This is a genomic window from Butyrivibrio sp. DSM 10294, assembly GCF_028539135.1.
Taxonomy (GTDB): domain Bacteria; phylum Bacillota; class Clostridia; order Lachnospirales; family Lachnospiraceae; genus Butyrivibrio.
In genome coordinates, this window is sequence record NZ_JANSWL010000078.1 from 50426 (window position 1) to 75781 (window position 25356).

Below are 25356 nucleotides of genomic sequence, written 5' to 3' on the forward strand. Positions count from 1 at the left end.
GATCATCTGTTAAGAATCCTTCCGATAGCATATACAACTGAATAAATATTGTCATAGAACTCAAATGCCACATGTGCCATAACGGAAATGTAGATGTTCCTGCTGATCACATAGGCTATTGTCACCGGCAGCGCCATGAGCACCCACTCGCCTATCCCCAAAAGGCCGTGTGCCCTTGTAACAGCACATAAAAGAAGGCTCACTATGCACATAACAAATACCCTCTTATCGCTACCGAATTTGATGATCGCTTTCCTGAAAAACAGTTCCTCTGCCACCGGCTTCATGACTATCATCATGATGGCATAGAACACAGTCGGCAAAATATCATTATGGGTTATGATGCTGACGGTTCCGTCCTTAACCAGCGGTAAATTGGCCTGAATTAAATTATTCTTGATATAATTGGCGAGCACAAGACCACAGAAGGTGGCCGCCACCGGAAGCCAGAATCTTACGAATCTGGTCATGTTCTTACCTAACTTGCGGAAGGAAAACTGCTTGTAAAAATAATAAAAATAGATAAGTAAACCCGTGTAAAAAACAAAATATAAATGAAAAGCCTGCTTAGGCAATAGTATCGTTGCAATAATAAATAGCAGTTCCCACGCAAACGGAATATATAAACGTTTCAAAACTGACTCCTTCATTATTCATAGTAAAATAAAGACAAACGCCGTATTTATTATATATACGCTAATCTTTTCGGTCAATAAGCTTTTACATATTTTCCCTCTCATGCTAAAATGTGAAATTGATATTGGGTATAAAACGGAGATATAAAATGATACTTTCAGCAGTTAATATAACTAAATCCTTTGATGGCAAAGACATCTTAAGAAACGCATCTTTTCATATAGAAGCCGGCGAGAAAACCGCCATAGTCGGTATCAACGGTGCCGGTAAGACCACACTCATCAAGATTCTTATTGGCGATCTTGCGCCGGATGAGGGCGAGGTAACTTTTTCCAAGGGGCTTACCTACGGATATCTTGCCCAGAATCAGAACATCGATTCCGACAACACCATCTACGAAGAGCTCAAAGAGGTCAAGAGGCATGTCATCGACCTTGAGCAGAACATCAGAGATGCCGAGACCATGATGGATATCCTCTCCGGAGAAGAACTTGAAAAGCACATGGAGAATTACGCAAGAATGCACGATGAGTTCCAGAGGCTGTCAGGTTACGCCTGGAAAAGCGAGATAACCGGCGTCGCCAGAGGTCTCGGATTTACCGACGAGGAATTTGACAAGAGCATCTCAACTCTCTCGGGAGGTCAGAAAACGCGAGTTGCCCTCGGTAAGCTCCTTTTACAGAGTCCTGATCTTATCATCCTGGACGAGCCCACCAACCACCTTGATATGAATTCCATCAGATGGCTGGAGAACTATCTTCTTAACTACAAGGGTGCAGTACTTATCGTATCCCATGACAGATATTTCCTTGATAAGATTGCAGACAAGGTCATCGAAGTAGAGAACAAAAAAGTCACCTCCTTTATAGGCAACTACTCTGCTTACGCAGCCAAAAAAGAGCAGCTTCGCGCGAATGAGTGGAATGCCTACTTAAAGCAGCAACAGGAGATCAAGCATCAGGAGGAGGTCATCACCAAGCTCAAATCCTTCAACAGGGAGAAATCCATAAAAAGAGCTGAATCCCGCGAAAAAATGCTGGCTAAGATCGACGTTCTCGATAAACCCATAGATATTGACGACCGTATGAAAATATCCCTTAAGCCGAATTGCGAAAGCGGCAATGATGTGCTGGAGGTAACAGGTCTTACCAAGTCCTTTGGCAATGAGCATCTGTTCTCCGGACTTGATTTCAGCATCAAAAAGGGCGAGCACGTTGCCATCATCGGCGACAACGGAACCGGCAAAACCACTATTCTCAAGATCCTTAACGGTGTTGAAAGAATGGATGCCGGCGAAATTGAGCTGGGAACCAGGGTTCACATCGGCTACTACGATCAGGAACACCATGTACTCCACGATGAGAAGACTCTTTTCGATGAGATATCGGATGACTATCCATCCTTAAATAACACCGAGATTAGAAACACACTCGCAGCCTTCCTCTTTACCGGAGACGATGTATTTAAGAGAATCGGAGATCTATCCGGCGGTGAGAAGGGACGTGTCAGCCTTGCCAAGCTCATGCTCTCTGACGCCAACTTCCTTATCCTGGACGAGCCCACCAACCACCTTGACATCACCAGCAAGGAGATTCTGGAATCGGCTGTCTCAGGCTATGAAGGCACAGTACTGTATGTAAGCCATGACCGCTACTTCATCAACAAAACCGCCACACGTATTCTGGATCTTACCCACGGAAGGCTGGTTAACTATATCGGCAACTACGACTATTATCTGGAGCATGTGGATGAACAGAATGCAAGACTCTTCGGCGAAGGCGTAGGTTCAGTTGCAAGCCCCGCTGCTGCCGGCAAAGACCTTGTCACCGATACAAGCTACAAATACCAGGGCATGGCAGCTACAACTTCATCTCCTACCACAGCAGCTTCAACAGTTTCTTCAGCGCCCTCCGGCGGCGCCCAGGACTGGAAGGCCCAGAAGGAGGCCCAGGCCAAAAAGAGAAAGCTGGAAGCAGCTCTTAAGAAATGTGAGGATGAAATTGCCAAATTAGAGCAGCGTGATTCTGAAATAAACGAAGCTCTCGCAGATCCTTCCATCGGAACAGATCTGGCCAAGCTCCGTAAGCTCAGCGACGAGCAGACAGAGATTTCAGAGAAGCTCTCAGCCCTCTACGATGAATGGGAAAGCATCTCTTCCGACATGGATTAAACAATAACGAACAATAAAAAAACAGTGCAGATTCGCCGGTAATACGGTCTCTGCACTGTTATTTTTATCTTCTGATCGTTTCTAACTATCAGATGGCCTCGTAAGCCTCTGCAATGGCATCAAGGAATTCCTCTGAGCCAAGCTTCTGAGGGTTAGGAAGAGTTGTGATAAGCGCAAGGTCTCCTGTCATGCGGCCTGATTCGATAACTGAAAGTGTTGCTCTCTCAAGCTTATCGGCAAATGCTGACAGGTCAGCCAGATTGTCCAGCTCTCCTCTTTTTCTGAGGGCTCCTGTCCAGGCAAAAATTGTTGCAACAGGATTGGTGGATGTGGGTTCTCCCTTGAGGTACTTGTAATAATGTCTCTGAACTGTTCCGTGAGCAGCCTCGTACTCATATACACCTGTAGGAGAAACAAGCACGGAAGTCATCATAGCAAGTGAGCCAAAGGCTGAAGAAACCATATCACTCATAACATCACCGTCATAGTTCTTGCAAGCCCAGATAAAACCGCCTTTAGACTTCATTACTCTGGCAACGGCATCATCTATAAGTGTGTAAAAATATGTTATTCCTGCCTTCTCGAAATCAGCCTTAAACTCTGTCTCAAAAATCTCATCGAAGATTTCTCTAAATCTTCTGTCGTAGGTCTTACTGATGGTATCCTTGGTTCCAAGCCATAACTCTTTTTTCTCAGCAAGTGCATACTTAAAGCAGGCTCTTGCAAAGCTTCTGATGGATGAATCCTTGTTGTGAACACCCTGTATGATTCCGGGCTCGTCGAATTCATGAATAGTCTCACGGATCTCGGTTCCGTCTGCTCCGGTAAATACCAGCTCGGCCTTGCCGGGTCCGGGTACCCTTATCTCAACATTCTTGTATACGTCGCCGTAGGCATGTCTTGCAAGAGTGATGGGTGCTTCCCAGGTCTTGACGTTAGGTTCGATTCCCTTGACCATAATAGGAGTTCTGAACACTGTTCCGTCAAGAATTGCTCTGATTGTGCCGTTAGGGCTCTTCCACATCTTCTTGAGCTTGTACTCTTCAACTCTCTCATTGTTGGGAGTTATTGTAGCACACTTAACTGCAACGCCGTACTTAAGTGTGGCGTTGGCACTGTCAACAGTAACCTGATCATCGGTGTCATCTCTGTGCTTAAGTCCAAGGTCATAATACTCAGTCTTAAGATCAACATATGGAAGGATCAGCTTGTCCTTGATCATCTGCCAAAGGACTCTTGTCATCTCATCTCCGTCCATCTCAACAATGGGTGTAGTCATCGCAATCCTGCTCATAATTCTCCTCCTTATATGTAAGGGGACACGTCAAGACATGTCCCCATTCCACTCGGTGACACGTCAAGACATGCCACAATTACTCTTGTCCCTGTTCTTTATTGCCCCATATTATCACTGCTCATAAAGTTCTAGAAGTCCCTTATCCAGCATATTCTCATAGGCATTGATCATATGCTGATTGGCCAGTTCCTCTGCCTTGTCGGGATTGTTCTCCCTGATGGCCTCCATAATGAACTTGTGCTCAACATTGGATACAGCGCCTCTGCTGCTGGAAAGAGTCTTCTGTCTCACTCTCCATACATACTGATGATAGTCCTTGAGAAGGTGCTCCAGCATCTTGGAGTTACATGACTCATAGAGGATGTTGTGGAATCTGTTATCCAACTCAGCCATCTGCTCCATATGTCCTCTTGCAGCATGAAACTCAGCCAGATAGATGTTCTCCTCCATCTCCTCCAGCTGTTCCTTTGTAATATTCTCACAGGCCCATCTTGCACACAGTCCCTCAAGCTTGGAACGGATCATATAGATATCCTGGATGTCCTTAACCTTAATTCCGGTCACATAGGCACCACGGTTTGGAATGATCTGAATAAGTCCCTCCAGCTCAAGCTGTCTGAAAGCCTCTCTTACAGGAGTTCTTGATACGCCAAGCTCCTGTCCGATAGCCACTTCCTTGAGTTCCTCATGGTCCTTGTACTTGCCGTTGAGGATATCCTCTCTGATTCTGTTAAAAACTCTGCCTCTAAGGGAATACTTATCTGTTACTTCCTGCTTTAAATCATTAGTTTCCATAAAAACCTCATCATTTGGAGACCTCTAGAATCTCCCCTTCTTTTACAATTAGTCCCAAGTCCTCAGAAACCCTGTTTATCTCTCTAACAAGCTCATTATCAGTCATAACCGTAACACGTCCGCCTGCATATTCCTGATCCACCCACTTCTTGATCTCTGTAACAAGCGGTGAATTCTTGGAAAGTGAATGTTCATCTCTGAGCTTGTAATGAACGTTGATCCAATGGGCTATTCCCGCAAGACCCGATGTATTTGAAACAGCACTTACAGGAGGTCTTCTAAGGAACTTCTCGGTGTCGAATATATTGTAGATCTCCTCGTTCTTAAGAAGACCGTCCGCATGGATTCCGGCTCTTGTAACATTGAAGTTCTTGCCTACAAAAGGTGTGTTGGCAGGAACCGTAAATCCTATCTCTTTCTCATAGTACTCGGCAAGATCCGTGATAACCTGGGTATTCATGCCGTTAAGGGTGCCCTTGAGCTGTGCGTACTCAAATACCATGGCTTCAAGAGGCGTATTGCCTGTTCTCTCTCCGATTCCGAACAATGATGTGTTGACGGAGGAACAACCATATATCCAGGCTGTGGTTGAATTGGTAACAGCCTTGTAAAAATCGTTATGACCATGCCATTCAATAAGTTCACTGGGAACACCTGCGTTGGTATTGATGGCATAGATGATTCCCTGTACGCTTCTGGGAATAACGGCACCTGAGAAATTGACACCGTATCCCATTGTATCACATGCACGCACCTTAATGGGAATCTTATATTCGTCCTTAAGCTTCATAAGCTCCACACAGAAGGGAACAACGAAGCCGTATATATCTGCTCTTGTAATATCCTCAAGATGGCATCTTGGGCTGATGCCCTCCTCAAGACAGGAACGAACAATGCTAAGATAATGATCCAAAGCCTGTCTTCTCGTCATCTTAAGTTTCAGGAAAATATGATAGTCGGAACAGCTGACAAGGATACCTGTCTCCTTCATTCCGATCTCCTTAACCAATTTGAAGTCCTCTTCACTGGCACGGATCCAGCTGGTTACCTCCGGGAACTTATAGCCCCTCTCCATACACTTGAGAGCCGCGTCTCTGTCACTTTTACTGTACAAAAAGAACTCACTCTGACGGATCATACCGTTGGGGCCGCCCAGTTCATGGAACATATCATAGATATGAACAATCTGCTCCGTGGTATAAGGCGCTCTGGACTGCTGGCCGTCACGGAAGGTGGTATCTGTTATCCATATATCTTTTGGCATGTTGTGGGGAACGATTCTATCGTTGAAAGGAATCTTGGGAACTTCCTCGTAAGGAAACATATTTCTGAAGACATTAGGTTTGACTACATCGTCAAGAATGTACATGTGCTCTTCTATCTGAAGAAGATTATTCTTGTCATTCATAGTCACGGGGCGATTCTGGAATGTGTTATTATCCTGCATAGCTGAAAACCTCTCTTGAAAACTCAACAAATAACCTTGGGTATAATTGTATACAATCATACCATCCGTGTCAAGAAGGCGAAAATGCTATTTTAGCACATTAAAAAAGCCCGTGGTTACGGAAAAAATCCGACAGCCGCAGGCTCTTGTTCCATTGTATTTTTGTATATCAGATCAGAATTTACTCTTCCTTGTGAAATACTTTCTCATCTCTTCGATAGGTTCAGGCTTGGCATAATGATATCCCTGAATATAGTCAAAACCTCTCTCAACGCTGTACTGATTCTGGCATTCGTCCTCAACACCTTCCACCAGAGTGATGAATCCGTTCTTTTTAAAGACTTCTATCATATAGGTTACGATATCATCCATACGATCATCATCAAGAGACTTGTACAAAAGAGTCTTATCAAACTTGATCGTCTTGAAAGGACAGTTCATTACTCTTTCAAGGGAGGAATATCCTGTTCCGAAATCATCAAGATAGAACTGAATTCCGGCTTTTGTAAGAACAGTCATATTATCCTTTGCCATATCAAAGTTCTCAAACATAGCACTTTCAGTTATCTCAAGCCTTATCTTGGCCATATCGATATCATATTTTTCGATAATCTCAATAAGGTCCTCTGTCATATCCTTTTGGGACAGTTCCTTGGAGGAACAATTAATGGATATAGCATCGAAATCATAATTCTCAGACAGAAGAGATACGGCATCACAGACCTTATTCAATATAATACAGGTCAGTGCATGGATACATCCGATCCTTTCTGCCAGAGGTATAAATCTGTCAGGCGAAAACAGCCTGTCACCGATTCTGAGTCTCATCAGAGCTTCTGCTACCCTAAAGCTCCCTGTCTCAACGCTGTAGATAGGCTGCGCAAAAACCTGAACTCTATCATCCATCAGATCAAGGCGATTCCTTATATCCTTCAGCGTAGTGGTGATCTCATAGTTCTCGGCAAATTCATCGTAGTCCATGGTGGTAGCCATGTAGAAATGGCTGCTGTTCTGATCCTTATATCTGCCTGCCAGGAACTCAAAGAACTGTCTCACCTTAACAGGATTTTCCAGCTCTGCTTTTGCTTCTGCATTTACCATCACATAGTTAAAAGGAATATCTGTACTGGCCCTTACATTATCAAAAATCCCCCTCAGCTGCTGACAATAGTTCTCATATTCCTCTTCCTTGTCTGTATCGATGATATTCACATATCTATAGTCAGAAATCTTATACATCCTTATTTGGGGAGAAATGGCTTCCACTGCTCTGCATATGGCAATTCCCTTGAGCGTATCTTCACTTCCGTCATTGGATACAGCCTCAATTCCGGGTAAAAAGACCATAAGATAAGATACATAATATTTTTTTCTGCCTGTATTTTTGGATACGAATGCATCCAGAGCATATATACTCTGACATCCCGTGACCTCATCATAGGGAACGCTGTGGAACATCAGATACCCCAGCGCAAAGATAGGCACATAGGTCGTAGCCGAATAAATGGTATGATTAATTCCGACACCTATTATCTGTGATATCAAGATTATCAGATCCATTGGAACAAAAAGACATACCGCATGCCAAATAACTCTGGAGATATTCTTTCTGTTGGTTATGCTGGCATTGAAGCAGATGACCGCACAGATAATGCCTGCACTGCAATAAAATCTGGTGAAATTGCTTATATCAATTCCATCAAGATTGACTGTATACAATCCTCTTGACGCAATCTCAACGGCGACGGCTGCCAGGTACACCAGCGTAAGAGCCACAAACATAAGCACGAACTCTTTTCTCTGCTTTCTTCTGACAATGGACATCATGTTTACATAGGAAAAAATGTAAAACAGGATTCCGTTATACAAAAGGAGAAATACCATGAGCTGTCCCATGAACAGATATCTGTTGTACAGCTTTGCCGGATTATTGGCCACCATGACGATGGACAACTGCACTAAAATGGCTGCAATTGACCATATTATTCCCTGGAAGACATATCTGTATACATAGGTTCTCTTAGGCTTGGTGTACAACATGACAAAAAGCAGGAGTCCCGCCATGAGAAGTCCCGCAAATTCACCTATGGAATTGTATTCTACAAATCTAATGTTTTCCATAATTTTATATTAACATAAAACTAAATATCGATAACAAAAAGAATATTAAAAAATATTAAAGATTTAAAGCAGGGAAGCCCCATCGTAAAAAAGCCTCCCGGAAAATACCGGGAGGCTGATACTTACTGTAAAATTATTCCTCAGAGTTGGCAGCTGCAACCTTGTCAGCTCTGTCTGCAACTTCCTTAGCCTGAACATCTGAAGGAGCCTGCTCATATCTTGCAAATTCATACTCGAAATCACCGCTTCCTCCTGTCATGGAACGAAGCTGTGTGCAATATCCGTAGAGTTCCATCATAGGAACCTCGGCCTCGATCACCTGCTTACCTGTAAGTGAAGGATTCATTCCGAGCACACGACCTCTTCTCTTGTTAAGGTCACCCATAACGTCTCCGGTGAAGCTGTCGGGCACGGTAACCTTGAGAGATACAATTGGCTCAAGAAGTACAGGGCCAGCTTCCATGAAGCCCTTCTTGAAGGCTCCGGATGCTGCAACCTTGAAGGCCATTTCGGAAGAATCTACAGGGTGATAGGATCCATCATACAATGTAGCCTTAACGCCAACTACGGGATATGCTGCAAGAGGTCCTCTCTGAACAGATTCATTTATACCCTTCTCAACTGCAGGGAAGAAGTTCTTGGGAACTGCTCCGCCTACGACTACCTGATCAAATACATAAGGTGTCGAGGGATCACCTGAAGGCTCGAAGCGCATCTTAACATGTCCGTACTGTCCGTGACCACCGGTCTGCTTCTTGTACTTGTATTCCACATCGGAATTCTTGCGGATGGTCTCTCTGAAAGCAACCTTGGGCTTGGTAAGATCAATGGCAACCTTGTATACATTAAGGAGCTTGCTTTGAACAACCTCAAGGTGCATGTCGCCCATACCATAGAGCAGAGTCTGGCGATTCTCGGCATCATTGACAACCTTAAGAGTCTGATCCTCAGCTGAAAGCTTAGCAAGAGACTGCGCAATCTTGTCGATATCGGACTTGTTCTGAGCGTGATATCTCATGTAGGTATATGGCTGTGAAATATCCATCTTAGCATACTGTACAGGAGTAGCCTTGGTTGAAAGTGTATCTCCTGTAGAAATGTCAAGCTTCTGAAGAGCACCGAGATCTCCTGCATGAAGCTCTGAAACCTCAGTAGCCTTGTTGCCCTGAAGAATATAGAGCTTGCCAAGTTTCACATCCTGATCCTTGCCTGCGATGTACATCTGATCATCGGGCTTGAGTACGCCGGAGCGAACCTTGATAAGTGAGTACTTACCGATGAAAGGATCGATCATGGTCTTGAATACGAAAGCTGTCTTAGGCTTAGCAAAATCAAAGTCAGCTTCGAAGATCTCATTTGTATTGGTATTAATGCCTGCCATCTTACGGTTCTCAGGGCTGGGCATATATTTTACTATATCATCAAGGAGGGTATAGATACCCTGACAAAGAGTGCTGGATCCCATCTCGATAGGAACGATGGAGCCATCACAAACGTTAGAACGAACAGCGGCTCTGATCTCAGCTTCTGAGAAGGTCTCACCGCCGAAATATCTCTCCATGAACTCCTCGGAGGTCTCAGCTACGGACTCAATAAGAGTGTCACGGAAAAGCTTGAGGTTGGCCTCATTATATTCAGGAACAGGAATCTCAACAACTTCCTTGCCCTGCCACCTAAAGCCCTTCTCCTGAATTACATTTACATAACCTACAAACTTCTCATTCTCACGAATAGGGAGATTGAAAGGAGCCATCTTCTTACCATACTTATCGGTAAGATCCTGTACTACCTGTCTGTAGGAAACATCATCGATGTCCATGTCTGAAACAAAGAACATGCGGGGAATCTTGTACTTCTCGCAAAGGTCCCAAGCCTTCTCTGTTCCAACTTCAATTCCTGCCTTGCCGGATACCACTATGATAGCAGCATCCGCTACGCTGATAGCCTCTTCCACCTCACCGACAAAATCGAAAAAGCCCGGTGTGTCGAGAAGATTGATCTTGTGTCCATCCCACTCAAGCGGTATGGTTGTTGTGCTGATGGAAATATGTCTCTTCTGCTCTTCCTTATCGAAATCGCTGATAGTATTTCCGTCTTCTACTTTCCCCATTCTGGATGTAATACCTGCCAGGTAAGCCATTGCCTCAGAGAGACTTGTCTTGCCTGCACCGCCATGTCCGAGCAGTACCACGTTTCTAATCTTGTCAGTTGTATAAACGTTCATATCTTTGGTCCTCCAGTTGCAATATTTTGGGTATTATTCATGAGATATGAAGTTTTCCCCCCAAAAATCTCATAACAATATTCTACTAAAAACGATGTACTAAAACAAGTATTTTAGACGTTTTGCACAAGCATTTTTATACTACATCTAGTGGTTAAAACATTATCGTTATAACAGAGACTGCAAATCTTTGAAAAAGCTTGGGTATGAAATTCCGGCGCAGCGATCGTCCACAATCCTGGTTGTTCCCTCCGCCGCAAGCGCTGCGACGGCAAAGCTCATGGCGAGTCTGTGGTCATTATAGGTCTTGATATCAGCTCCGTGAAGAGGCTTGCCGCCATGTATGATCATTCCGTCCTCAGTGGCCTCTATGTCACAGCCCATAGCCTTTAGATTCTCAACAACGGCATCTATTCTGTTGGACTCCTTGACGCGAAGTTCGGCTGCATCTCTGATAATGGTGTCACAATCCGCACAGGCTGCTATAACAGCAACAACAGGAAGCTCATCTATCATAGTCGGTATATCCTTGCCTCCTATCTCGAATTTGCCGTTTGCTCCTCCGGAGAGCTCACTGTATCTGACAAGGATATCTGCCTTGGGTTCCTGGGACTCATCAAGATTAAGAAGCGTAATATCCGCTCCCATCTGACCAAGCACTCTGATAATTCCGTCTCTTGTGCTGTTAACTCCCACATTCCTGATAAGAAGTTCTGAGCCGGGTACCACAAGGGCTGCTGCTATGAAATATGCCGCAGAGGAAATATCACCGGGAACATTGATCTTAATTCCGTGAAGAGGCATTCCGGGATGAAGAATTGCAGCTGCGGAGCCGTCTGTAGCCACTTCATTATGAATATCCGCTCCAAAGGCTGTCAGCATAATTTCCGTATGATTCCTGGAAAGGGCCGGTTCATACACAACCGTATCTCCCACTGCATATAATCCCGCAAGAAGGACTGCCGACTTAACCTGTGCCGACGCTATCGGACTCCTGTAATTAATTCCCCTAAGAGTCTTGCCTCCCGAAATATGAAGAGGACAACACTCGTTACCTCTAAGAGAAGTAATGTCTGCCCCCATCTGATTAAGGGGCTTCATAACTCTGTTCATGGGCCTTTTTTCAATGGAACTGTCGCCTGTGATATTGCAGTCAAAGGGCTGGGCTGCAAGAATTCCTGACATGAGCCTGGTGGTAGTTCCGCTGTTGCCGGTGTAAAGGGTATCCTTAGGTGCATTAAGGCCGCCAAGTCCCTTGCCGTGAACAGTTATAACCGGAACTCCATTGGAGGGTCTCATGGAATGATCGATAATAATTCCCATTTTTCTGAAACAATCAATGGTTGACAAGCAGTCGGCGCTCTCCAAGAAACCTGTAATCTCGGTGGTTCCCTCCGATATGGCACCAAACATAATACTTCTGTGGGAAATCGACTTGTCTCCCGGTACAAAAACGTCACCCCTTAAGGGTTTTGCCGCTTTTTCCAATGCAATCATATGCATCCTCCTGTTGCTATACGTCAATGATTGGTATAAATATTGTAGCTGTTATCCCTAAGCAGCTCGGTAGCTCTGTCAAGTCCCTCCCTGTCATGGAGTTCGATGCGAAGTGTACCTCTCTCATATTCTCTGTTGTGCACGATACCGATATTCTTGATGTTAATGTCGTTATCAGACAAAAGCGTTGCGACCTTGGCAAGACGTCCCGGCTGGTCATCGATCTCAACTCTGACCACATAGGATGTCCTGATCGGCCCGCTGGAGGTCTCGATAAAGGACTCTCTGTAGCTTCTTGCAGATGAAAAGAACTCAAACAGCCTGTCCTTGTCGTGATCATCAATAGCTTTCTTAATATCGCAAAGAGAATCTATGTACTTGCTTAAAAGTTCCGAAACATTGCCGGAATTGGTCATACAGATCTGCTGCCACATAACAGGGGAGGAAGAAGATATTCTTGTAATATCTTTGAAACCTCCTGCAGCAATGGTCTTCATCAGTTCATCCTCTGAATCATTGTCATGAACCAGATTAACAAGGGAAGCTGATATCACATGAGGAACATGTGATATCGCCGCTGTTATGTAATCGTGCTGAGCAAAGGGCACCACCAGCGGAATAGCTCCTATCATGCGAACCAGTTCGTAATATCTTGACAGACGTTCCTCCTGTGTTGAATCCGTCTTGGTCAGGATATAATATGCGTTCTTGAGTATCTCTGATTTGGAATTGTTAAAGCCTATCCTCTCGGTGCCGGCCATGGGATGACCGCCGATAAATCTGTCCTCCAGACCAAGTCTTTTGACCACCTCATGGATGCTGTTCTTAACGCTGCCAATATCTGTGATCGTTGTCTTCTCAGACAGGTATGGCACCAGTTTCTCCAGGTTCTCATTATTGATCTCAACCGGAGCACACAGAAAAATATAATCGCAACTGCGAAATTCTTCTCCTATCTCATAAAGAGGCTTATCAACAACGCCCTCCGCATGGGCAGTGTCAACAGTCTCTCTGTGCGGTGTGTAGGCTATTATCGTTGAATCAGGCTCCTTGTTCCTGATTGCTCTTGCTATAGAGCCTCCGATAAGCCCAAGTCCCACAAAACCGTATATATCGCCGTTCATCTATGTATAACCCCCAAAAAGCCAGTATTGTTCAGTATCTCTAAGTTATACTATAGCACTTTAAAGTAGCAAATTCAACTGAAAGGGGCCTGTCCCCATCAACAAATTGTGAACTTCACAGACTTGCGATATTCATTGCTGTTCACAGTTTGTTAATGGGGACAGGCCCCTAATTTTTATTTATTATTCATTGCCGAACAGGTCTCTGGTATATACCTTGTCCACTACATCCTGAAGCTCAGGAGTGAGACGGTTGGCGATGATAAAATCGCATTCTTTCTTGAAGCTGTCAAGATCTCTTACGACCTTGGAATTAAAGAAATCATCGTCCTTGAGTGTAGGTTCGTATACAACGCACTCAATACCTCTGGACTTGATTCTCTTCATGATGCCCTGGATGGCTGACTGTCTGAAGTTATCGGAACCGGCCTTCATGGTAAGCCTGTATACGCCAACCTTCTTGGGCTTGAGTGCCCAGATTCTGTCTGCGATGAAATCTTTTCTGGTTCTGTTGGCATCTACGATTGCTGTAATGAGGTTATTGGGTACATCCTCATAATTGGCAAGAAGCTGCTTGGTATCCTTGGGAAGGCAATATCCGCCGTAGCCAAAGGAAGGATTGTTATAGAAATTACCGATTCTGGGATCAAGGCAGACACCATCGATGATATTTCTGGTATTAAGTCCTCTTACCTCTGCATAGGTATCAAGCTCGTTGAAGTATGAAACTCTAAGTGCCAGGAAAGTGTTGGCAAAAAGCTTAACACACTCAGCCTCTGTGGAGTTCATAAAGAGTACCTGAACATCCTCCTTGATGGCTCCCTGCTTGAGAAGTCCGGCAAAAAGCTCAGCCTTTTCCCTTGCCTCCTCGCTGTCGGTGTCATATCCCACAATAATTCTTGACGGATACAGATTATCATACAGAGCATGACCTTCTCTCAGGAACTCAGGTGAGAACATGATGTGATCTGTGTGATACTCCTCAAGAAGTTCCTGGGTATATCCAACGGGAATAGTGGACTTAATAACTATATAGGCATCGGGGTTCTCTTTTCTGACCTGATCGATGACGCTAAGAACGGAAGATGTGTCAAAATAGTTCATCTTCTCATCATAGTTGGTGGGTGTGGAAACAATTACAAAGTCCGCATCTTCATAAGCCTCAGATGCATTGAGAGTGGCATGGAGTCTCAAAGAATCCTTCTTAAGATACTCCTCTATCTCCTTGTCAACAATAGGTGATCTCCTGTTGTTGATCATCTCAACCTTCTCAGGGATAACATCAACTGCTGTTACATCATTGTATTGGGAAAGTAAAATTGAATTGGAAAGGCCAACATAGCCGGTTCCTACAACTGCAATTTTCAAAATCATTACCTCTCTTTAGTCATAATTACTTATTCGCAAAATATAGGAGGGCACAAAGTGCCCTCCTAATCTTACTCCATAATGGAATATTAATCAATTTAAGCGTTATGTTCTGCCTCCAGTGTATCCTTAACGGTCTCATATACCTCAATACGCATCTTGTCCGCATCAGGCATTCCGATAAAGATTCCGCCGTAGTTAAAAGTATCCTCAAGCTTAACAGCTCTTACTATCTGCACAAAGACATGAAGGACTTCCTTGGTCCAGATAGTCAGATTAGCCTCATAGTTATCACCTATGACAAGCTGATTGCTGCAGTTAAAACCCAATCCGTCTCTGGAACAGTCATGGATATCTATTCTGGCTGTCTTTGCCTCACCGTTTCCGCCAAGCTGATTCAAAATAAGTTCTCCGGTAAGCTCTAACCTCTTATTCTTTCTTCTCTCTTCCATCTGCTCATGTTCCCCATAAAAATAAACGGTTTTTAGTTACCATTTTATTGTAACAAAGCATTTACTTTTTGTAAAACAGGCAGGCATCTCCAAAGGAGAAAAATCTGTATTTCTCCTTAATGGCCTCCTCGTAAGCAGCCAGAACATGCTCTCTTCCCGCAAGCGCGGATACCAGCATAACCAGTGTTGACTCAGGAAGATGGAAGTTGGTGATCAGATTATCAAGGACCTTAAACTTATATCCCGGATAGATAAATATCGAAGTATCGCCGCTGCAGGCAGTAAGTCTGCCATTCTCATCAGCTGCACTCTCTATTGTCCTGCAGCTGGTTGTCCCGACGCAGACTACCTTATGGCCGTTTTCTTTGGCTCGGTTTATCTTATCGGCAGCCTCCTGGGTGACCTGATACCACTCAGTGTGCATGTGATGCTCTTTTACATTGTCAACCTTAACGGGTCTGAAGGTACCAAGACCAACATGAAGAGTTACGTAGGCAAGATCAACACCCTTGTCCTCGATTTTTTTAAGAAGTTCCTCTGTAAAATGAAGTCCGGCAGTAGGTGCAGCAGCCGATCCCTCATACTTGGCATAGACCGTCTGATACATATTCTTGTCCTGAAGCTTATGGGTAATGTAAGGAGGAAGCGGCATCTCACCAAGTCTGTCCAAAACCTCTTCCCATATTCCGTCGTAGTAAAACTTAACAAGTCGATTGCCTTCATCCACAATATCAAGAATCTCCGCCTTCAGAATTCCATCTCCAAAGGTTACTCTCGCACCGGGGCGAAGCTTCTTACCGGGCTTAACCAGAGTTTCCCAGACATCAGCTTCTTTTCTCTTAAGAAGCAGAATCTCAACTGCTGCGCCTGTCTCCTCCTTCTGTCCGAGAAGCCTTGCAGGGATTACCTTGGTGTTATTAAGAACCAGACAATCTCCCGGATTAAGGTAATTTATAATTTCATTAAATTTGTGGTGTTCTGTCTCTCCGGTTTCCTTATCAACAACCAGCAGTCTGCACTCATCCCTTTTTTCCATGGGATCCTGAGCAATCAGTTCTTCCGGAAGATCAAAATAATAATCCGCGGTAGACAGTCCTAACATTTCATTTTCACTCATAGTATTTCTCACTTTGAATCACACATCCGATCTCTGATGTGGGCATAAACATCCATATTTATTCTGTAAAGGGCCATCCTTAGTTTATTGTTAAAAGTCAAATGCGGCGACAGCCTCTTGGCAATGTCGCAGTAAACCTTATACAGCCTCTTAATCTCTGCTTTAGATTCGTCGTCCTCAAGCACTCGTTTCATGTTGATGATCCTTCTCGTTCCAACACCAAACTTATAGAGTGCAATATCATAATACCCCTTATCCATGAGATAACCGATTACGATAGCAACACCTTCAGCATCAAAAAGATGTTCTCTTGAAAACGGACTTCTTGTGATACTGCTATTGGAAAACACCTGGTTATATACAATCTTGTTGGTATAATAAAACCTTGGCATTTTTTCCATCAGCGCAGGGAACACAAACTGATCCTCGCTCTTTACAACTTCGTTAGGGAACCTGATATTATCCCAAACCTCTCTTTTAAAAAGTTTCCCCCAGGATACGATAAGCACATGGGTTTCACCTGAGTACAATAGCAGTTCGCAGATTTCTCTGTTTGTAAGCAGTCTGTTATTGTATTTGTCCGGAATATCTATTACTTTGTCGAAAGAACCATCATCATTGCAGCAGGCATAATTGCCGGCAACACAATCAGCGTCGTTTTCTTCCTGGAGCCTTAACAGCGTCTCAAAACTCCCCGCCGGCAAATAATCATCACTGTCAAGGAACATGATGAAATCCCCTTTTGCTTCATCAAGTGCCACATTGCGTGCCACACTTATTCCCTGATTCTTTTGATGGATAACTCTTATGTTTGAGTACTCTTTGGCATACTCATCACAGATAGCCCCGGAACCATCGGTGCTTCCGTCCTCTACAATTATCAGTTCAAAATCAGCATTCTGCGCAAGAACACTGTCTATACATTTCCTTAAATACTGCTCTCTGTTATAAACAGAGAGCAGTACTGAAATCATCTTCTCCCTCATAAGTTCAATCATTCATTTCTGAAATCAATATTCTGAAGGAATGCAACATAACCTCTCTTAGCTTCAAAGAGGTCAGCCTTGCTGATAGCTTCCCAAGGTGCATGCATGTTAAGAACCGCAACTCCGGCATCGATAACATTCATTCCGTAGAGGGCAAGAATGTAAGCGATAGTTCCGCCGCCGCCAACATCAACCTTACCAAGCTCAGCTGTCTGATATACGATCTTATCCTTCTCGAAGGCTCTTCTAATCTCTGCAATGAATTCAGCATTGGCATCATTTGAGCCTGACTTTCCTCTTGAACCTGTGAACTTGCTAAATACAAGACCCTGTCCAAGGAAAGAAGCGTTCTTTTTCTCAAAGCAGGATGCATATGTAGGATCAAAACCTGCATTAACATCAGAAGAAAGCATGCAGGAATTAGCAAGACATCTTCTCAGAGCCAGATCATTGTAGCCTTCCTTTGTAAGATTCATAAGCTCTGCAAGGGCATTTTCGAAGAATCTGCTTCTCATACCTGTTGCGCCAACGCTGCCGATCTCTTCCTTGTCAACAAGGATGCAGCAACCTGTTCTCTTAAGATTCTTAGCCTCAAGGAGCGCTCTCATTGAAGGGAATGCGCACACTCTGTCGTCGTGGCCATAGCCAAGGATCATTGATCTGTCAAAGCCTGCATCTCTGCTCTTTCCGGCAGGTACGATCTCAAGCTCAGCTGAAATGAAATCCTCTTCCTCTACACCGTAGAGATCATGAAGGATAGCAAGAATACCACGTCTTACAGCACCTGAAACCTTGCCTGACTCAGCCTTCTCTTCCTTCTCGGCCTTGATGGCATACTTCTCGCCTGCTGAGAGCTTGGCATCTTCCTTCTCGGCCTTCTCTTTTTCCTTGCTCTCGATAACGAAAGGTCTGTTACCAACGATAAGATCAAGAGCCTCACCTGTGATCACCTCAGATGCCTTTTTGCCCATCTGATCCTGCGCAAGGTGGATAAGAAGATCTGAAACGAAGAATACAGGATCATCCTCATCCTCACCTACATTGAGTTGTACTGTTGTTCCATCGGTCTTAACAAACACACCGTGGATGGCAAGAGGCATTGCAACATACTGATATTTCTTGATTCCGCCGTAGTAGTGGGTATCAAGATAAGCAAAGCCGCCGTCCTCGTAAAGAGGGTTCTGCTTAACATCAAGTCTTGGAGAATCGATATGTGCTCCAAGAATATTAAGTCCCGCCTCAAGTGGCTCAGATCCCAGCTGGAACATGGCAATTGACTTGTTCATCCAAACTGAATAAACCTTGTCTCCCTTTTTAAGCTTGGTCTTTGAACCAATGAGAGTGTTAAGCTCTCTGTAGCCTGCTGCCTCGATCTCGTTTACGATCTCGTCGATGGCTTCACGCTCTGTCTTGGAATTGTCCAAGAACTTCTTATAGTCTTCTGCAAATTTGTCACAAGCCTTAAGCTGTGCCTGTGAATATGTTGTCCATACATTTTTTCTGTTCATATATGAAAGCTCCTTTCTGGAAAAAATAGCCATTGCTTCACTTGTAAGCAATGGCTATTATAACATCTGTTTTGTTTCTAATCAAATCAGCTACGGATCTCGATACCCATTGTAAATGAAAGCTTTCTGAGCATCTTGTCAACGTATCCGTTTATAGCATCATCTGTAAGTTCTTCATCCTTGGGAGTGAAGGTAATTGTATATGCCATACTCTTCTTGGTAGGAGGAATAGGAAGTCCTTCGTACACGTCAAAGAGCTTAACATCTGTTACATACTTGCAGGAACCATAGATTGCATCCTCAACCTCTCCGCAGGTAACTGTCTTGTCCATAACAAGCGCAAGGTCACGCTTAACAGTGGCGAACTTTGAAAGTGGCTGGAATGTAGGTGTCTTGCCATACCACTTCTCAAGAAGAGAAAGGTCAATCTCACAGATGTATGCAGGAATTCTCATATCTGTATCATCCTGGATCTCATAGGTGATCTGGCCAAGATATCCAACCTCTTCGCCCTCGCAAAGGATCTTAGCTGCTCTGTAGGGGTGTAAAAATGTCTTTGTGGCAGCCTCATACTTAAAGCTGATATGAAGTGCAGCAGCAACATTTTCTGCCAGTCCCTTTAATGTAAAGATATCCTCGCCATCACCGAAAATACCGATGCAAAGAGTTGCCTTCTCCTCAGGATACTCTGTAAGAGGAAGTGCCTTAGGAACAAATCTGTTACCTACTTCAAAAAGTCTTCCCTCCAGGGTTCCCTTCTTCTGGTTCCTTGCAATAGCATGGATCATCTGAGCTGCAAGAGTTGTTCTCATAAGAGAAAGATCCTCGTTGATAGGATTAAGAATCCTGATGGCAGTCCTTTCTGCAGCGTCCTCAGGGAATCTAAGGAGATCCAAGTCACTGGGTGAGAAGAATGAATAGTGCATGCACTCAAATGCGCCCTGTGAGCAAAGAGCTCTCTTGATCCTAAGCTCTGTCTTCTGCTTCTGATTTCTTCCTCCCATTGTTACACTTGAGCTCTTAAGGAATGTAGGCTGTACATGATCATAGCCATACATACGGATAAGCTCTTCTGCAATATCAGGATAGTTCTCCATATCCTCACGATATGCAGGAATCTTGATAGTAAGCTCATCGCCGTTTATTACAGGCTCGAAATTAAGGTTTGTAAGGATTCTCCTGATCTCATTCTCAGGGACCTCGATACCAAGAACTCCGTTTACCTTCTTGATGGAAGCCTTCATTTCCTTCTTCTCAAGGCTGTTTCCTGTATTAACGTCAACATGAGTCTTGGAAACCTTACCTGCTCCAAGCTGCTCGATAAGGTGAAGAGCTCTTTTCATGGCGATAACTGTTGTGTACTCATAAACACCCTTTGAAAAAGCAGCTGAAGAGTCAGAAGACTGGCCCAGTGCTCTTGAACTCTTACGGATGTTGTCACGCATGAACTTGGCAGCCTCAAAAGTAACTGTAGTTGTTGTATCACGGATCTCTGAATTAAGACCTCCCATGATACCGGCAAGAGCAACGGGCTTCTTGCCATCGCAGATAACAAGGTTATCTGTAGTAAGCTCAAACTCGTTCTCATCAAGAGTTGTGATCTTCTCTCCTGCCTTGGCACGTCTTACAACGATCCTGTTATCCTCAAGGAACTTGCCGTCAAAAGCGTGCATGGGCTGACCAAGCTCTCTCATAATATAGTTAGTGATATCAACGATATTGTTGATGGCATTATTGCCAACCATAGCAAGTCTTCTCTTCATCCAGAGAGGGCTCTCGCCAAGCTTTACATCATATACATAGTGTCCGATATATCTTGGGCAGAGATCAGGGTCTTCAACTGTTACGCTGAAGCCTTCGTTCTCCACATCAGTTTCTGTATAGCTAAGATCAATTTCTTTTAATGGCTTGTCAAGAGCAGCCGCAACCTCTCTTGCAAGACCGTAAATGCTCTGACAGTCAGGCCTGTTGGCAGTGATGGAAACATCAAAGATCCACTCATCAAGGCCAAGAAGAGGCTTAACATCTGCGCCAACCTCTGTATCCTCAGGGAATACAAGAAGTCCGTTATAGCCTGCACCGGGGTACATGTCCTCAGTTACGCCAAGCTCAACTCCTGAGCAGAGCATACCCTCTGAATCGTAACCGCGAAGCTTGCCCTTCTTGATGGTTGCAACACCTACAACGGTCACATGGTCCTTGGCAGTCTCGATAACTGTAGCTCCTACAAGAGCCAGAGGATACTTGCCACCGGCCTGAACATTATCAGCACCGCAGCATACCTGGAATGTACCGTGCTCACCGGCATTTACTGTACATACATGAAGATGTGTATCGGGAATAGCTTCGCAGGTAAGAACCTCACCAACTACAACCTTGGAAATATCCTTACCCACTTCCCAGCACTCTTCTACTTCGAAACCGCAGTCAAAGAGTTTTTTCTCAAGTTCCTTGGGTTCAATATCTATATCAACAAAATCTTTAAGCCAACTTAAGGGTACTAACATTTTATCTTCCTCCTATTTTAGAAAACCTGAATTATTCGTAGTGATCAATCTGCTTCAAAACATCAAGATCTGACTCGTACAAAAGCTTGATATTGTTGATACCGTATTTAAGCATTGTTGCACGCTCAATACCGATACCAAAAGCAAATCCACTATACTCTTCAGAATCAATTCCGCAGTTCTCTAAAACTTTTTTATTAACTACGCCGGCTCCAAGTACCTCGATCCAGCCTGTACCCTTGCAAAGATTACATCCCTTGCCGCCACAGGCAAAACAGCTGCAATCAACCTCTACAGAAGGCTCTGTGAATGGGAAGTATGAAGGACGAAGTCTTGTGGTTGTTCCCTCTCCAAAGATCTTCTGCGCAAATGTTTCCAGTGCTCCTTTCAAATCACAGAGGTTTACTCCCTTGTCAACCACAAGTCCTTCCATCTGTGAGAACATAGGTGAATGCGTAGCATCATCATCAGAACGGAAAACCTTACCGGGGGATAAGATCTTGATAGGAGGCTTGGAGTTCTCCATAACATGGATCTGTCCTGATGAGGTCTGTGTTCTTAACAGGAACTCAGGGCTAAGATAGAAGGTATCCTGCATATCCCTTGCAGGGTGATCCTTGGGGGTGTTCAAAGCTGTGAAATTGTAATAATCATTCTCAATCTCAGTGCCCTCATAAATCTCAAATCCCATTCCGGCAAAAATGTCGATAAGAGTCTCTCTCATCTGTGTTACCGGATGAAGGTTTCCTTCATAGCGCATCTTGGCGGGCATTGTAACATCCTGCTTCTCAGCCTGATATCTAAGCTGAAGCTCTTTTTCCTTCATTTTCTTATCAAGCTCTTCAAAATGCTCAAGGGCCCACTGCTTTAATTCATTTACATTTTTTCCGTACTCAGCACGATCCTCTGCGGGAATATTCTTCATTTCCTTCATAAGAGCGCTGATCTTGCCGGCCTTGTTATCCAAGAAAGTCTTTCTCATCTCGTAAACAAGCTTGGAATTATCAAGCTTTTCGGCATTTGCCTTGATTTCTTCACGGATTGCTTCGATTTTTTCACGTAAAGCGTTGTTCTCCAAATTTCCTTCCTCCTATTGATTGGATTTGCGTGTGAAGCATGGCTCTGCTTCACGCGCAAAAAAGTCCCATAGCATTTCTAATAATGCTATGGGACGAATTGTTCCGCGGTACCACCCATGTTCCTGTCATAAATAACAGGCTCTTTGCTATCTGTAACGTAGACTGACGTTCCAAACTACTTTCGAATACTCGGTGATCGTTTCATTTGGACTGCTCCGGTGGGAAATTTCCGTATATGCCATTACCTGCGGAGCTTCCAGCCGATGACTCCGATTCTCTAGAAGGATGACATAACATCTTGGGGTTACCCCCGCACCATCAATGCATTTTCTATATTCGCTTTAAATATTCTATTTTTCTTTATAAAAAAAGTCAACCGTCAACTTAAAAATATACTTATTTTCACCACAGTCTTAGAAGAAACAGATCTCAAGCCCTATGGCAATAAGAATGATTCCGCCTAAAATCTTGGCATTTCCGGCAAGTTTAGTTCCAAATCTGGTTCCAAGTTTAAGGCCCGCAAAGCATATAACAAATGTTACGGCACCAATGATAAGTGATGCTGTAACCGCCATGATCATCGTATACTCAGCAATGGTAAAGCCAACTGAAAGAGCATCTATTGCAGTTGCGACGCCCTGAGTCATCAAGAGCTTGGTTGATATCCTGTCTGAACAGGCACAGTCCTCTTCACCCCCGCACTTTTTGTCCTTAATACCCTCAATCAGCATTTTTACACCGATAAAGCACAAAAGAATAAGCGCAATCCAGGGAGTAAATGGTTCAAAAGCCTTAAAAAAGCTAAGAGCCTCATGCACCAATCCCCAGCCGATCACCGGCATAAGGAACTGAAATCCCGCATATATTCCGGCAATAAATGCCATCCTTTTCTTATTCATCCTGCTTTCCGCGAATCCGTTTGCCAATGACACGGAAAAAGCATCCATTGCCAGTCCTACGCCAAGCATTATGCTATTTAGAAAAAATTTTGCCAAAGCTGCCATACACTCTCCCAAAAAACTGATGCCGCAATCAAATCACAGCATCAGTCAGTGTTTATTATATATAATTCAGAAATTCAGCGAATAAAGAGACAGAAGATCTCCTAACGCCCTGTAATACTTATAATGCATCTGATTCCACTGTGTCTGTTTACCGATGCTTGAAATCATAAGTATACACTCTCTTTTATTTTTGTCAAAAAACTTCACAATGACATACGACAAAATCCCGGCTTCTCTCAAAAAGGACTTAATGGCACCGGCCTGAACCGGAAGGGAATCTATCCTGTTAACTACAATAAAAGTCTGATCTCCAAGATACTTATTCTTGAAATCACTGTTAAGAAAGCCCAGCAAAAACTGTGCATCCTCAGGATTCTTAATAGCCTCCGTTCCGGATGAATACCTGAATCTGAAGGGCTCACCCACAAGAAGAGTGATTCTTTGAAGATCAAAAGAAAGGGCAAACTCATCCAGAATCCTTTCAGGACTACTGCCATCTCCGTGAAGGATCTGATCAAACATCCGAACCATCACATCCCCCAGAGAAACATCTCTGTCATTGCGTTTCTTGACAGTGTCTTTCTTAAGACGTATCGCTTCCACAAGACCATGCTTGCATTCATCATATATGATGTAGCGATTCCTGCCCTTATCCTTGGCTATATAAAGGCAATAGTCCGCCACCATAAAGACGTCCTCATAGGTATCTGCATCCTTGGGATATATGGCTGCTCCCACCGAAATAGAAAGGGGAGTGTTTTCATCAACCCCTTTATCAGGAAAGGCAGCTTCTATCTTTTTCTTCATATTTCGAAGATACCCTCTTAGCGTCTCCTCATCTGTAATATTGTAAAAAACAACCAGGAACTCATCACCGCCAAATCTCCCGACAATTCCGTCGCTCCCCACTTCTGCGGAGATGATATCTGCAATCTTTTTGATCACGGAATCGCCGTACTGATGGCCATAGGTGTCATTTACAGTTTTGAAAAAATCTATATCAACGATAGCAAGTGTTGTTCCCGAAAGACACCTTTCATCTATCCTCTCCATTGCTATCCTGGTAATATCTGCCTTATCAACAAGTCCTGTAAGGGAGTCATGTTTAATACTTGCAGCCACCAGCTTACCCTTAGAGCTCCTTAAATGAATATGCCCGACTACGCCTTCCCTTTCCTTGTCAAAGAACACAAAGCCGCCCTCAAGCATGGTTACGTTAAGGGATGTGTCATCATTAAGGAGATTTCCTGTTACCTTAACTCCGAATCTTCCGGTCTTGGATCTTATCTGGGAGACAAAGCTCTTAACAGCACTAATCTGCTTGTCTGAAGCTTGTTTAAGAAGCAGCTCTTCAAAAGCATCAATGGAATAACTACCGGCCTCAAAATAGGCTTCCTGCGCATTAAACACCTCAACCATACCGGTTTTGGGATCATACTCAAAGAAAACGTCCTCATATATGTCCAACTGTGCCCTATAGGATCTGATGGTACGGGACATATCCTGCTGGCTGTCAAGAAGTCCGTCAAGACTTACTATCTTAAGCAAAACAGTATCTTTCGTCTCGCCCTGTTCAGCCTTGATATAAAAATATGCGAATTCATCATCGTAACGAAGCTCAGTAGGGAACCATACACCTTTTTTATCCTTCAAATTTTGAAGAAAAAGATCCCTATACCCTTCGGTCACGCACTGCTCAAAAGGGACAGATCCCACTTCTTTCAGGATCCTGTCCGCCTTGGAGTCACCGGATATCATTGTATGATTTTTTGCATCGATCACGATTTCGTGAGAATTAATCTCCTGCATATCAGCCTCAAATTTCTTGTTAACAGCCCATTATTACTTATTTTATATTATGATGTAGGTGTCAAAAGTATCTTTTGGCACCTATATCATATTATAAAAAAATAAAATTGCCTACAATATAACAATTATGTTTTTTCAGAGTTTATAGTTTTTTTATTTTATAGTCAGACACTCTTTATAGAAGCTAAGTTTCACAATTTATTATATATGTTATA

18 protein-coding genes and 1 pseudogene are annotated in these 25356 nt (G+C 43.8%); 2 read left to right on the forward strand and 17 right to left on the reverse strand.

Going from position 1 to position 25356, the window contains the following annotated elements:
* Window positions 1-2 precede the first annotated feature (2 nt).
* Window positions 3-470, reverse strand: coding sequence for a CPBP family intramembrane glutamic endopeptidase (locus tag NXH67_RS11000; protein WP_035787667.1), 468 nt, complete (start codon window positions 468-470; stop codon window positions 3-5).
* Between the two features lie 314 nt (window positions 471-784).
* Here NXH67_RS11000 and NXH67_RS11005 point away from each other — a divergent pair.
* Window positions 785-2233, forward strand: a pseudogene (locus tag NXH67_RS11005) (ABC-F family ATP-binding cassette domain-containing protein); the annotation flags it as partial.
* Window positions 2234-2488: 255 nt separating this feature from the next.
* Window positions 2489-2806 (forward strand): ABC transporter C-terminal domain-containing protein, encoded by a 318-nt coding sequence (locus NXH67_RS18460; protein WP_442870187.1) that lies wholly within the window; start codon window positions 2489-2491, stop codon window positions 2804-2806.
* A gap of 88 nt (window positions 2807-2894) precedes the next feature.
* Here the strand turns inward: NXH67_RS18460 and NXH67_RS11010 are convergent, their stop codons facing one another.
* The 16 genes from NXH67_RS11010 to NXH67_RS11085 form a co-directional block, all read right to left on the reverse strand.
* The gene (locus NXH67_RS11010) at window positions 2895-4100 is read right to left on the reverse strand and encodes an NADP-dependent isocitrate dehydrogenase (protein ID WP_272797411.1); all 1206 of its coding nucleotides are present in this window, start codon (window positions 4098-4100) and stop codon (window positions 2895-2897) included.
* Between the two features lie 114 nt (window positions 4101-4214).
* Window positions 4215-4898: a GntR family transcriptional regulator gene (locus tag NXH67_RS11015; RefSeq protein ID WP_022777089.1), complete on the reverse strand. Its 684-nt coding sequence runs from the start codon at window positions 4896-4898 to the stop codon at window positions 4215-4217.
* A gap of 10 nt (window positions 4899-4908) precedes the next feature.
* The gene (locus NXH67_RS11020; RefSeq protein ID WP_022777088.1) at window positions 4909-6345 is read right to left on the reverse strand and encodes a 2-isopropylmalate synthase; all 1437 of its coding nucleotides are present in this window, start codon (window positions 6343-6345) and stop codon (window positions 4909-4911) included.
* Window positions 6346-6519: 174 nt separating this feature from the next.
* Entirely contained in the window at window positions 6520-8466 is a 1947-nt protein-coding gene (locus NXH67_RS11025) for an EAL domain-containing protein (protein WP_272797412.1), read from the reverse strand.
* A gap of 133 nt (window positions 8467-8599) precedes the next feature.
* Window positions 8600-10690 carry an elongation factor G gene (locus tag NXH67_RS11030; RefSeq protein ID WP_022777086.1) on the reverse strand — a complete coding sequence of 697 codons (2091 nt, stop codon included), beginning with the start codon at window positions 10688-10690 and terminating at the stop codon, window positions 8600-8602.
* Between the two features lie 168 nt (window positions 10691-10858).
* Window positions 10859-12187 (reverse strand): 3-phosphoshikimate 1-carboxyvinyltransferase, encoded by a 1329-nt coding sequence (aroA, locus tag NXH67_RS11035; RefSeq protein ID WP_272797413.1) that lies wholly within the window; start codon window positions 12185-12187, stop codon window positions 10859-10861.
* A 23-nt stretch (window positions 12188-12210) separates the two neighbouring features.
* Window positions 12211-13311 carry a prephenate dehydrogenase gene (locus NXH67_RS11040; RefSeq protein WP_022777084.1) on the reverse strand — a complete coding sequence of 367 codons (1101 nt, stop codon included), beginning with the start codon at window positions 13309-13311 and terminating at the stop codon, window positions 12211-12213.
* A 183-nt stretch (window positions 13312-13494) separates the two neighbouring features.
* Window positions 13495-14685 (reverse strand): nucleotide sugar dehydrogenase, encoded by a 1191-nt coding sequence (locus tag NXH67_RS11045; protein WP_022777083.1) that lies wholly within the window; start codon window positions 14683-14685, stop codon window positions 13495-13497.
* A gap of 92 nt (window positions 14686-14777) precedes the next feature.
* Window positions 14778-15131, reverse strand: coding sequence for a PilZ domain-containing protein (locus NXH67_RS11050; protein WP_022777082.1), 354 nt, complete (start codon window positions 15129-15131; stop codon window positions 14778-14780).
* A 61-nt stretch (window positions 15132-15192) separates the two neighbouring features.
* Window positions 15193-16248 carry a tRNA preQ1(34) S-adenosylmethionine ribosyltransferase-isomerase QueA gene (gene queA, locus NXH67_RS11055; RefSeq protein ID WP_022777081.1) on the reverse strand — a complete coding sequence of 352 codons (1056 nt, stop codon included), beginning with the start codon at window positions 16246-16248 and terminating at the stop codon, window positions 15193-15195.
* 8 nt (window positions 16249-16256) lie between these two features.
* Window positions 16257-17222 carry a glycosyltransferase family 2 protein gene (locus NXH67_RS11060; RefSeq protein WP_272797414.1) on the reverse strand — a complete coding sequence of 322 codons (966 nt, stop codon included), beginning with the start codon at window positions 17220-17222 and terminating at the stop codon, window positions 16257-16259.
* 20 nt (window positions 17223-17242) lie between these two features.
* Entirely contained in the window at window positions 17243-18742 is a 1500-nt protein-coding gene (locus NXH67_RS11065; RefSeq protein WP_026668523.1) for an aminopeptidase, read from the reverse strand.
* 86 nt (window positions 18743-18828) lie between these two features.
* Window positions 18829-21249, reverse strand: a complete 2421-nt coding sequence (pheT, locus tag NXH67_RS11070) for a phenylalanine--tRNA ligase subunit beta (protein WP_272797415.1) — start codon at window positions 21247-21249, stop codon at window positions 18829-18831.
* Window positions 21250-21280: 31 nt separating this feature from the next.
* Complete coding sequence (pheS, locus tag NXH67_RS11075) at window positions 21281-22327, reverse strand: phenylalanine--tRNA ligase subunit alpha (RefSeq protein ID WP_272797416.1); 1047 nt, start codon at window positions 22325-22327, stop codon at window positions 21281-21283.
* Between the two features lie 414 nt (window positions 22328-22741).
* Window positions 22742-23332: a manganese efflux pump MntP gene (locus NXH67_RS11080; protein ID WP_272797417.1), complete on the reverse strand. Its 591-nt coding sequence runs from the start codon at window positions 23330-23332 to the stop codon at window positions 22742-22744.
* A gap of 66 nt (window positions 23333-23398) precedes the next feature.
* The gene (locus NXH67_RS11085) at window positions 23399-25141 is read right to left on the reverse strand and encodes a GGDEF domain-containing protein (RefSeq protein ID WP_272797418.1); all 1743 of its coding nucleotides are present in this window, start codon (window positions 25139-25141) and stop codon (window positions 23399-23401) included.
* Window positions 25142-25356: the final 215 nt, after the last annotated feature.